This is a genomic window from Quadrisphaera sp. DVD1 (genome assembly GCF_058932755.1).
Genome location: NZ_JBZYWI010000096.1, coordinates 1 through 11,817, shown reverse-complemented (window position 1 = coordinate 11,817; position 11,817 = coordinate 1). Strand labels below are relative to the sequence as shown.

General features: G+C 73.0%; 7 protein-coding genes. 6 read left to right on the top strand and 1 reads right to left on the bottom strand.

Annotated elements, in window-relative coordinates; translation table 11 throughout:
* The 4 genes from coaE to AC5FZL_RS11495 form a co-directional block, all read left to right on the top strand.
* Positions 1-971: dephospho-CoA kinase (coaE, locus tag AC5FZL_RS11510; RefSeq protein ID WP_493618740.1), on the top strand; the 971-nt coding region annotated here is incomplete at its 5' end.
* Between the two features lie 39 nt (positions 972-1,010).
* A complete protein-coding gene (gene uvrB, locus AC5FZL_RS11505; protein ID WP_493618738.1) occupies positions 1,011-3,113 on the top strand; it encodes an excinuclease ABC subunit UvrB in 2,103 nt (700 codons plus the stop codon).
* A gap of 154 nt (positions 3,114-3,267) precedes the next feature.
* Entirely contained in the window at positions 3,268-4,308 is a 1,041-nt protein-coding gene (locus AC5FZL_RS11500; RefSeq protein ID WP_493618736.1) for a TerC family protein, read from the top strand.
* Positions 4,309-4,313: 5 nt separating this feature from the next.
* A complete protein-coding gene (locus AC5FZL_RS11495) occupies positions 4,314-5,309 on the top strand; it encodes a TerC family protein (protein WP_493618734.1) in 996 nt (331 codons plus the stop codon).
* A gap of 268 nt (positions 5,310-5,577) precedes the next feature.
* On the opposite strand, the gene AC5FZL_RS11490 is transcribed toward AC5FZL_RS11495, so the two are convergent.
* Positions 5,578-7,383, bottom strand: a complete 1,806-nt coding sequence (locus AC5FZL_RS11490) for a glycoside hydrolase family 15 protein (RefSeq protein WP_493618732.1) — start codon at positions 7,381-7,383, stop codon at positions 5,578-5,580.
* 65 nt (positions 7,384-7,448) lie between these two features.
* Here AC5FZL_RS11490 and AC5FZL_RS11485 point away from each other — a divergent pair, with 65 nt between their 5' ends.
* Together AC5FZL_RS11485 and uvrA are read left to right on the top strand one after the other, a co-directional pair.
* Positions 7,449-8,831, top strand: coding sequence for a glucose-6-phosphate dehydrogenase (locus AC5FZL_RS11485; RefSeq protein ID WP_493618730.1), 1,383 nt, complete (start codon positions 7,449-7,451; stop codon positions 8,829-8,831).
* A gap of 94 nt (positions 8,832-8,925) precedes the next feature.
* Positions 8,926-11,772 carry an excinuclease ABC subunit UvrA gene (uvrA, locus tag AC5FZL_RS11480; RefSeq protein ID WP_493618729.1) on the top strand — a complete coding sequence of 949 codons (2,847 nt, stop codon included), beginning with the start codon at positions 8,926-8,928 and terminating at the stop codon, positions 11,770-11,772.
* The last annotated feature ends 45 nt before the right edge of the window (positions 11,773-11,817 follow it).

The following is an 11,817-nucleotide window of genomic DNA, read 5'->3' as shown; positions in this document are numbered from 1 at the left end:
CGCTCGACCGCGCCGCGCTCGGCGCCGTCGTCTTCGCCGACCCGCAGCGCCGCCGCGCCCTGGAGGCGATCACCCACCCGAGGATCGCCGCGCGCACGCAGGCGCTGGTCGCCGCGGCCCCGGCGGACGCCGTGGTCGTCCACGACATCCCGCTGCTCGTCGAGCTCGACCGCGGTGACACCTACCACCTGGTCGTGGTCGTGGGGGCGGACGAGGACGAGCGGGTGCGCCGCCTCGTCACCGAGCGCGGGATGGCCGAGGCCGACGCCCGCGCCCGGGTGGCCGCCCAGGCCAGCGACGCCCAGCGCCGCGCGGCGGCCGACGTCTGGCTCGACAACGCCGGCGCCGCGGCGGACCTGCTCGAGCGCGTCGACGCGCTGTGGACCGACCGGCTCGTGCCGTTCGAGGCCGGCCTGCGCGCCGGCGTGCGCGCTCCGCGCCCCCCGCACCCGGTGATCGCCGCCCCGGACCCGGCCTGGGCGGCGGCGGGGCAGCGGCTCGTGGCGCGCGTCCGCCGGGCCGCCGGCGAGCGGGCCCTGGACGTCCAGCACACCGGCTCGACGTCCGTGCCGGGGCTGGCGGCGAAGGACGTGATCGACCTCCAGGTGGTCGTCGCCGACCTCGCCGCCGCCCGGGAGGTCGCGGCCGACCTCGCGGCGGCGGGGCTGGTGCCGGTGGCGGGGGAGTGGCACGACGTGCCGGTCGCCGCGCCGGGCGCGCGGGTGCCGAAGGCCTTCGCCGCGAACGCCGACCCGGGGCGCGCGGTGAACTGCCACGTCCGCCCCGCGGACAGCCCGGCGGTCGCCGAGGCGCTCGCCTTCCGCGACGCGCTGCGCGCCGACCCGGCGGCCCGGGAGGCCTACGGCCTCCTCAAGCGGGGGCTGGCCACCCGGCGCTGGGACAGCGTCGACGACTACGCGCGGGCCAAGACCCCGTTCATCGCCGAGGTGCTCTCCCGCTCCTCGTCCTGAGGGAACAGGACTGTCGGTGCCAGCGCTTAACGTCGCATCATGCGCCCGGTCACCGATCTCCAGCGCCGCCTCGCCCCGTTCACCGTCCAGTCCGAGTTCAGCCCCGCCGGCGACCAGCCGACGGCGATCGCCGACATCACCCGGCGCGTGAAGGCGGGCGAGCCGGACGTCGTCCTGCTCGGCGCCACCGGCACCGGCAAGTCCGCGACCACGGCCTGGACGATCGAGCAGCTCCAGCGGCCGACCCTCGTGCTGGCGCCGAACAAGACCCTGGCCGCGCAGCTGGCCAACGAGTTCCGCGAGCTGCTCCCGAACAACGCGGTCGAGTACTTCGTCTCGTACTACGACTACTACCAGCCCGAGGCGTACGTCCCGCAGTCCGACACCTACATCGAGAAGGACTCCTCGGTCAACGAGGAGGTCGAGCGGCTGCGCCACTCCGCGACGAACAGCCTGCTCACCCGCCGCGACGTCGTCGTGGTCGCCTCGGTGTCCTGCATCTACGGCCTGGGCACCCCGCAGGAGTACGTCGACCGGATGGTCACGCTGCAGGTGGGGCAGCAGATCGAGCGCGAGGAGCTGCTGCGCCGCTTCGTGACCATGCAGTACACCCGCAACGACATGGCCTTCACCCGCGGCACCTTCCGGGTGCGCGGCGACACCGTGGAGATCATCCCGGTGTACGAGGAGCACGCCGTGCGGATCGAGATGTTCGGCGACGAGATCGAGCGCCTCTACACGCTGCACCCGCTGACCGGGGAGATCCTGCGCGAGGAGCAGCAGATGCACCTCTTCCCGGCCACCCACTACGTCGCCGGGCCCGAGCGCATGGAGCGGGCGATCGCCGGCATCGAGGCCGAGCTGGCGGCGCGGCTGGAGGAGATGGAGGCGCAGGGCAAGCTGCTGGAGGCCCAGCGGCTGCGCATGCGCACCACCTACGACATCGAGATGATGCGCCAGGTCGGCAGCTGCGCCGGGATCGAGAACTACTCCCGGCACATCGACGGCCGCGGCCCGGGCACGGCCCCGCACACGCTGCTGGACTACTTCCCCGAGGACTTCCTCCTCGTCATCGACGAGTCCCACGTCACCGTCCCCCAGATCGGGGCGATGTACGAGGGCGACATGTCGCGCAAGCGCACGCTCGTCGACCACGGCTTCCGGCTGCCCAGCGCCATGGACAACCGGCCCCTGAAGTGGGAGGAGTTCCTCGAGCGGAAGGGCCAGACGGTCTACCTCTCGGCCACGCCCGGCCCGTACGAGCTCTCCCGCGGCGACGGCGTGGTCGAGCAGATCATCCGCCCGACCGGCCTCGTCGACCCCAAGGTCGTCCTGCGGCCGACGAAGGGCCAGATCGACGACCTGCTGGAGCAGGTGCGCGAGCGCGCGGCGCGGGACGAGCGCGTGCTGGTCACCACGCTGACCAAGAAGATGGCCGAGGACCTCACCGACTACCTGCTCGACCAGGGGATCCGGGTGCGCTACCTGCACTCCGACATCGACACGCTGCGACGCGTGGAGCTCCTGCGCGAGCTGCGCCAGGGCGAGTACGACGTGCTCGTCGGCATCAACCTGCTCCGCGAGGGCCTCGACCTGCCCGAGGTGTCGCTGGTGAGCATCCTCGACGCCGACAAGGAGGGGTTCCTGCGCTCGGCGACCTCGCTCATCCAGACGATCGGCCGCGCGGCGCGCAACATCAACGGCGAGGTCCACATGTACGCCGACAAGGTCACCCCCTCGATGGCGAAGGCCCTGGAGGAGACCGACCGGCGGCGCGAGAAGCAGGTCGCCTACAACCGCGAGCGCGGTGTCGACCCCCAGCCGCTGCGCAAGAAGATCGCGGACATCACCGACCTCATCAACCGCGAGGACGCCGACACCGCTGAGCTGCTCGGCGGCGCGGGCCGCCAGCAGTCCCGCGGGAAGGCGCCGGTGCCGGGCATGCGCTCGCGCGGGGCGGAGGGCGGCGCGGGCACGGCGGGCCTGGCGTCCACCGACCTCGCCGACCTCATCCAGCAGCTGAGCGACCAGATGCACGCGGCCGCGGCAGAGCTGCAGTTCGAGCTGGCAGGCCGGCTGCGCGACGAGATCAGCGACCTCAAGAAGGAGCTGCGCGGCATGCAGCGCGCCACCGCGGTGTGAGCCGCTAGCATTGGCGCTGTCGTGAGGGGAGTATCCCTGTGCGACGGTTCCGTCATCACGGTCCCGCCGTCGGGTACCCGGGGCCGTCGGTCGAGCGCGCGCTGCGCCTCGACGGGAGAGACCTCCGGTGCATCGAGCAACCGGAGGTACACCCGTGGACGTCCCCCTGTGGGTCTGGGGCATCACCCTGGCCGCCATCCTCGGCATGATCGTGTTCGACTTCCTCGGCCACGTGCGCACGCCGCACGCCCCCTCGCTCAAGGAGGCGGGCATCTGGTCGGCCGTGTACGTGGGCGTGGCCGTGCTCTTCGGCTTCCTCGTCATGGCCTTCTGGGGCGCCGGCTACGGCGGTGAGTACTTCGCCGGGTACATCACCGAGAAGGCGCTGTCGGTCGACAACCTCTTCGTCTTCGTCATCATCCTCGCGAGCTTCGCGGTGCCCCGGGAGTACCAGCAGAAGGTGCTGCTCATCGGCATCGCCTTCGCGCTGGTCCTGCGCGGCATCTTCATCGCGGTGGGCGCGGCGGCCATCGAGAACTTCAGCTGGGTCTTCTGGATCTTCGGCGCGATCCTCATCTACACCGCCGTCGTCCAGGCCCGCAGCGGCGGCCACTCCTCCGACGAGGAGTTCAAGGAGAACGCCGTGCTGCGCCTGGTGCGCCGCGTCGTGCCCACCACCGAGGAGTACCACGGCGACAGGCTGACGACGAAGGTCGACGGCAAGCGCTTCATCACCCCGATGCTCATCGCGCTCATCGGCATCGGGACGGCCGACGTGATCTTCGCCGTCGACTCCATCCCGGCGATCTTCGGCCTCACCCAGGAGCCGTACCTGGTCTTCACGGCCAACGCGTTCTCGCTCCTGGGCCTGCGCCAGCTGTACTTCCTCATCGACGGGCTGCTCGACAAGCTCGTCTACCTGGCCTACGGCCTGGCCGCCATCCTCGGGTTCATCGGCCTCAAGCTCGTCATCCACGCCATGCACACCAACGAGCTGTCGTGGATCAACGGCGGCGAGCACATCACCGTCGTGCCGGAGATCCCCACCCCGCTCTCGCTGGGGTTCATCGTCGTCGTCCTGGCGATCACCACCGTCGCCAGCCTCCGCACCACCCGCCGCCGCGAGGCCGCCGCTGCCGCCCACCCCGCGCAGGACGCCGACCGGCGTCCTGCTGAGACCACCCAGGAGCACTGACCCCCGTGCGAGAACTCCCCGTCTGGTTCGAGGTCGGCTCCCTGGCCGTCCTCGGCGCCCTGCTGCTGGCCGACCTGCTGCTCGTGGTCAAGCGCCCCCACGTGCCCTCCCACCGGGAGAGCACCGTGTGGGTCGCCTTCTACGTGGGGCTGGCCCTGCTCTTCGGGCTGGTCATGCTGGTCGTGCCCGGCGGCGGCGGCACACCGGCCGGGGAGTTCTACGCGGGCTGGATCACCGAGTACAGCCTCTCGGTGGACAACCTGTTCGTCTTCGTCATCATCATGAGCCGCTTCGCCGTGCCGGCGGCCCAGCAGCAGCTGGTGCTCATGGTCGGCATCATCATCGCCCTGGTGCTGCGCGGGATCTTCATCCTCCTCGGCGCCGCCGTCCTGGAGCGCTTCACCTGGGTCTTCTACCTCTTCGGCGCCTTCCTCATCTACACCGCGGTCAAGCTCGTGCTCGACCGCAACAAGGGCGAGGACGAGTACCACGACAACGCGGTGGTCCGTCAGCTGCGCAAGGTCCTGCCGATCACCGAGGGCTTCCACGAGGGCAGGGTCGTCACGCGGGTCGACGGCAAGCGGATGTTCACCCCGCTGCTCGTCGTGTTCCTGGCCATCGGCAGCACCGACCTGCTCTTCGCCCTCGACTCCATCCCGGCGATCTTCGGCCTCACGCAGGACCCGTTCATCGTCTTCGCGGCGAACCTCTTCGCCCTCATGGGCCTGCGCCAGCTGTACTTCCTGCTCGGCGGCCTGCTCGACCGGCTGGTCTACCTGCCCATCGGTCTGTCGATCGTGCTGGGCGGCATCGGGGTCAAGCTGGTCCTCGAGGCGCTGCACACCAACGAGCTGCCGTTCATCAACGGCGGGGAGCACGTGGGCTGGGCGCCGGAGGTGCCGACCTGGCTGTCCCTGCTGTTCATCATCGGCGTGCTGGCGATCACCACCGTGGCCAGCCTGGCCAAGAGCCGCTCGGAGGCCAGGGCCGAGGCCGCCTGAGCCCGGCTCCTCCCGCACCCGCGGTGATCGAGGGATCCCGCCACCGCTCCGGGTGGCGGGATCCCTTGATCACGGCGAGGGCTGCTGGCCTGACACCTCGTCAGCCACCAGGTCAGCGGTCAGGCCGCCGACGTCGGCCACGTCGTGCGACGAGGCCCCGCCGCACGTCCAGACGCCGCTGCACGAGACCAGCGGGTCGCCGCGAGGTCCTCCTCGACCAGCGCAGCGCCGCGACGGAGGTGGGGGAGGTCTTGGCGCACCAGGCCGCTCACCGCTCCACCTCCCGGTGGGCGGCGTCGGCGTCCGCGGCGTCGAGGGCGTCCGCCGCCCGCACCAGGGCCAGGTGCGAGAGGGCCTGCGGCGTGTTGCCGAGCTGCCGGCCCTCGACCGGGTCGTACTCCTCCGAGAGCAGGCCGACGTCGTTGCGCACGTCCAGCAGCCGGCGCATGAGCCGGTGGCCGTCATCCGCCCGGCCCGAGCGGGCGTACTGCTCGACGAGCCAGAACGAGCACGCCAGGAAGGGGTGCTCGCCCGGCGGCAGCCCGTCGGAGGAGGCGCTGGTGCGGTAGCGCAGCACCAGCCCGTCCTGCAGGAGGTCCCCCTCGATGGCCGCCACCGTCGCCAGCATCACCGGGTCGTCCGGCGCGACGAACCCCACCTGCGGCAGCTGGAGCAGCGACGCGTCGACCTCGCGGGTGCCCGCGTGCTGGGTGAAGCAGCCCCGGACGGGGTCGACCCCGTCGCGCAGCACCTCGGCGCGCACGGCGTCGCGCAGCTCCTCCCACCGCTCCGCCGGCCCCGGCAGCCCGCTCTCGCGCACGGCCCGGACGCCGCGGTCGAGCGCCGCCCACACCATCACCCGCGAGTGGGTGTACCGCTGCTCGGGGCCGCGCATCTCCCAGATCCCGGAGTCCTCCCGGCGCCAGTGCCGCTCGACGAAGTCGAGCAGCGCCCGCTGCAGCGGCCAGGAGAACTCGTCCTCGGTGACCCCGGCCCGCCGGGCGGCGTGCAGGGCGACGAGCACCTCGCCGAGCACGTCGCCCTGGTACTGCTGGACGGCCCCGTTGCCGACCCGCACCGGCCGGGCCCCGCCGTAGCCGGGCAGGTGCTCCAGCTCGCGCTCGGGCAGCTCCCGCTCGCCCGCCACCCCGTACATGATCTGGACGTCCTCGGGGTCGCCGGCCACCGCGCGCAGCAGCCACTGGCGCCACTCCTCGGCCTCCTCGAGGTAGCCGTGGGCGAGCAGCGCCTCCAGGGTCAGGGCGGCGTCGCGCAGCCAGCAGTAGCGGTAGTCCCAGTTGCGGGTCCCGCCGGGCTGCTCGGGCAGCGAGGTGGTCACCGCGGCGACGATCCCGCCGGTGTCCTCGTGGGTGAGGGCGCGCAGGATGAGCAGGGACCGGGTGACGGCCTCCGCGTACCGGCCGCGGTGGGTGCGCTGGTCGGCCCAGCCCTGCCACTCGGCCCGGGTGCTCTCCAGGCGCGTCCCCACCTCCAGCGCCGGCGGCGGCTCGCGGTGGGAGGGGTACCAGGTGAGCACCAGGTCGACGACCTCCCCGGCGGCCACCTCGAACTCGCCCACGTGCCGGGGCCCCTCGGCCACCGGCAGCTCGCCGGTGGTGCGGAGCAGGACGGCGTCGGGGCCGGCGGTGGCCAGCAGGGCGCCGTCGACCCGGCGCACCCAGGGCACGACGGTGCCGTAGCCGAAGCGGACGGCGAGCTCCTGGCGCATCCGCACGGTGCCCTCCAGGCCGCGCACCCGCCGGACGACGTCGGCGCGCCGGTCGCCGGTCGGCATGGCCTCGACCACCTCCACGGCGCCGCCCTCGACGCGGTGGACCGTCCGCAGCACGAACGTGTCGCCGACGTAGCCGCGCTCGGTGCTCAGCACCGGCTCGGCCGGGGCGAGGGACCACCGGCCGTGGTCGGCGGTGCCCAGCAGCGCCGCGAACACCGACGGGGAGTCGTAGCGCGGCAGGCACAGCCAGTCGATGCTGCCCGAGCGCCCGACCAGGGCCGCGGTGTGGCGGTCGCCGATCACGGCGTAGTCCTCGATGCGCGACGTCACGGCCGCCATCCTGGCGGGGGCCGGCGGAACCGGCTCGGCGGGCGGGCGGTGCGCGCCCGCGGGAGGCTGCGGGCATGAGCGACTCGAACGGCGCTGTCGGCACCCTGCTGCTCCTGGGTGGCACCGGTGACCTCGCCTCCCGGCTGCTGATGCCGGGGCTGGCGAGCCTCCTCGCGGCGGGGCGGGCGGAGCCGCTGGAGCTCGTGGGCTCGGGCACCGAGGACTGGGACGACGAGCGGTGGCGCGCCACCGTCGCGGAGGCCTTCGCGGGCGCGCAGGGCCCGGCCGTGGAGGAGGTGCTCGCCCGCACCCGGTACGCGCAGGCCGACGTCACCGACGGCGACGCGCTGCGCGCGCTGCTCGACGGGTGCACCGGCCCGGTCGCCGTCTACTTCGCCCTGCCGCCCGTCGTCACCGTGCGCGCCTGCGAGGAGCTGCGCCGGGTGGGTGCCCCCGAGGGCCTGCGGCTGGTGCTGGAGAAGCCCTTCGGCACCGACCTCGACTCCGCGCGCCGCCTCAACGCCGTCGTCGCCGACCTCGTGCCGGAGGAGCACGTGCACCGCGTGGACCACTTCCTCGGCATGTCGACGGTGCTCAACACCCTGGGGGTGCGCTTCGCGAACCGGATCTTCGAGCCGCTGTGGAGCTCCGCGCACGTGGAGCGGGTGGACGTCGTCTTCGACGAGGACCTGGCCCTGGAGGGCCGGGCGGGCTACTACGACAGCGCCGGCGCCCTGGTCGACATGATCCAGAGCCACCTGCTGCAGGTGATGGCCCTGCTCGCCATGGACCCGCCGGCGACCCTGGGCGAGCGGGACCTGCGCGACCGCAAGGCGGAGCTGCTGCGCGCCACGCGGCTGGCCGGGGAGCCCGCGGAGGCCAGCCGCCGGGCGCGCTACGCGGCCGGTCGGATCGGGGACCGCGACCTGCCGGCCTACGCCGAGGAGGAGGGCGTGGACCCCGAGCGGGGGACGGAGACGCTCGCCGAGGTGGTGCTGGCGGTCGACACCTGGCGCTGGGCCGGGGTGCCGTTCCGGCTCCGCTCGGGCAAGGGGCTGGGCGCGAACCGCCAGGAGGCCGTCATCACCTTCCGACCCGTGCCGCACGTGCCCACCGGCCTGCTGGGCACGCCGCCCCCCACGCGGCTGCGGCTCAGCTTCGCCCCCGACGCCCTGGCGCTGGACCTCGCGGTCAACGCCGAGGGCAGCCCGTACGACCTGGAGGGCGTGCAGCTGCGCACCGAGCTCGGCGCCCCCGACCTGCTGCCCTACGGCGAGGTGCTGGCCGGCGTCCTGGCGGGCGACCCGACGCTGTCGGTGCGCGGCGACACCGTGGAGGAGTGCTGGCGGATCCTCGAGCCGGTCATCGCGGCCTGGCGGGCCGGCGAGGTGCCGCTGGAGGAGTACCCCGCGGGCAGCGACGGGCCGGCCCCGCGCGACGGCTTCCCGGCGGTCTGACGGGCCGGTCTGACACGCCGGTGTGACGCGCGCCTCCGCCCGAGGGCGCCCGCTCCGTCCGGAAGTGTCCGACCCGGCACCTACAGTTGTCGCCGTGGATCGCCTCGTCGTCCAGGGTGCCCGCGAGCACAACCTGAAGGACATCTCCCTGGACCTGCCCCGTGACGGGCTCGTCGTCTTCACCGGCCTCTCGGGGTCGGGCAAGTCCTCCCTCGCCTTCGACACCATCTTCGCCGAGGGCCAGCGCCGGTACGTGGAGTCGCTGTCGGCGTACGCCCGCCAGTTCCTCGGCCAGATGGACAAGCCCGACGTCGACTTCATCGAGGGCCTGAGCCCCGCGGTCTCGATCGACCAGAAGTCCACGAGCCGCAACCCGCGCTCGACGGTCGGCACGATCACCGAGGTCTACGACTACCTGCGCCTGCTGTGGGCGCGCGCCGGGCGCGCGCACTGCCCCGTGTGCGGCGAGCCGGTGGCCCGCCAGACCCCCCAGCAGATCGTCGACCGCCTCCTGGAGCTGCCCGAGGGCACGCGCTTCCAGGTGCTCGCGCCGGTGGTGCGCGGGCGCAAGGGCGAGTTCGTCGACCTCTTCCGCGAGCTGCAGGCCAAGGGCTACGCCCGCGCCCGGGTGGACGGCGAGACCGTGCAGCTCACCGAGCCGCCGACGCTCGACAAGCGCAAGAAGCACACGATCGAGGTCGTCGTCGACCGCCTCGTGGCCCGCCCCAGCGCCCAGCGCCGGCTCACCGACTCCGTCGAGACCGGCCTGGGCCTGGCCGAGGGCGTGCTGCTCGTGGAGATGGTCGACGCCGAGGCCGACGACCCGGCCCGCGTGCGCCGCTTCTCCGAGAAGCTCGCCTGCCCCAACGACCACCCGCTGGCGCTGGAGGAGGTCGAGCCGCGCACCTTCTCCTTCAACGCGCCCTACGGCGCCTGCCCGGAGTGCTCGGGCATCGGCACCCGCCTCGAGGTCGACCCCGACCTCGTCGTGCCCGACCCCGACCTCAGCCTCGCCGAGGGCGCCATCGCGCCGTGGACCGGCGCCGGCACCGGCGACTACTACCAGCGGCTCATGAAGGGCCTGGGCGACCAGCTCGGCTTCTCCATGGACGTGCCGTGGCGGGCGCTGCCCGAGCGCGCCACCTCCGCGCTGCTGCACGGCGAGGACTACGAGGTCCACGTCAAGTACAAGAACCGCTGGGGCCGCGAGCGCGCCTACACCACGGGCTTCGAGGGCGTGCTGCCGTTCATCCAGCGCCGGCACACCGAGACCGAGTCCGAGTCCTCCCGCGAGCGCATGGAGGGCTACATGCGGGAGGTCGCCTGCCCGGTCTGCAAGGGCGCCCGCCTGCGGCCGGAGGTGCTGGCGGTCAAGGTCGGCGGGAAGTCGATCGCCGAGGTCTGCGCGCTGCCGGTGACCGAGCTGCGCGGCTTCCTCGAGGACCTCGAGCTGAGCACCCGCGAGGCGCAGATCGCCGCGGCCGTGCTCAAGGAGATCCTCGCCCGGGTCCAGTTCCTCGTCGACGTCGGCCTGACGTACCTCTCGCTCGACCGGCCCTCGGGCACGCTGTCCGGCGGCGAGGCCCAGCGCATCCGCCTGGCGACCCAGATCGGGTCGGGCCTGGTCGGCGTCCTGTACGTGCTCGACGAGCCGAGCATCGGCCTGCACCAGCGCGACAACCGCCGCCTCATCGACACGCTCGTGCGCCTGCGCGACCTCGGCAACACGCTCATCGTCGTCGAGCACGACGAGGACACCATCAAGGTCGCCGACTGGGTGGTCGACGTCGGCCCGGGCGCCGGCGAGCACGGCGGCCAGGTCGTCCACTCCGGCTCCGTCGAGGCCCTGCTGGCCAACACGCACTCCATCACCGGCGACTACCTCTCGGGCCGGCGCGCCATCGCCGTGCCGGAGACCCGGCGGCCGCGCGACCCGGAGCGCTCGATCAAGATCATCGGCGCGCGCGAGCACAACCTGCCCGGGATCGACGTCGAGGTGCCGCTGGGCGTGCTCGTCGCCGTCACCGGCGTCTCCGGCTCGGGCAAGTCCACGCTGGTCAACGACATCCTCTACAAGGTCCTCGCCAACCGGCTCAACGGCGCCCGCCAGGTGCCGGGCCGGCACACCCGCGTCACCGGCACCGAGGCGCTCGACAAGGTCGTGCACGTCGACCAGAGCCCGATCGGGCGCACGCCGCGCTCGAACCCCGCCACGTACACCGGGGTCTGGGACGCCATCCGCAAGCTGTTCGCCGAGACCACCGAGGCAAAGGTCCGCGGCTACCTGCCGGGGCGGTTCTCCTTCAACGTCAAGGGCGGGCGCTGCGAGCACTGCTCCGGCGACGGCACGATCCGGATCGAGATGAACTTCCTCCCGGACGTCTACGTCCCGTGCGAGGTCTGCCACGGGGCCCGGTACAACCGCGAGACCCTCGAGGTGCACTTCAAGGGCAAGACCGTCGCCGAGGTGCTCGACATGCCGATCGAGGAGGCCGCCGACTTCTTCGCCGCGGTCCCGTCGATCGCCCGGCACCTGCGCACCCTCGTCGACGTCGGCCTGGGCTACGTGCGCCTGGGCCAGCCCGCGCCGACGCTGTCCGGCGGCGAGGCGCAGCGCGTGAAGCTGGCGGGCGAGCTGCAGCGCCGCTCCAACGGCCGCACCGTGTACGTCCTCGACGAGCCGACCACCGGCCTGCACTTCGAGGACGTCCGCAAGCTCCTCGAGGTGCTCCAGGGCCTGGTCGACAAGGGCAACACCGTGATCGTCATCGAGCACAACCTCGACGTCATCAAGAGCGCGGACTGGCTGCTCGACATGGGCCCCGAGGGCGGCTCCGGCGGTGGGCGCCTCATCGCCTCCGGCACCCCCGAGCAGGTCGCGAAGGACCCGAACAGCCACACCGGCCGGTTCCTCGCCGACATCCTCGCCGGGCGCGGGTGAGCGCGCCGGAGGCCTGCAGCCGGCGGGCGCTGCTGCGGGCGCTCG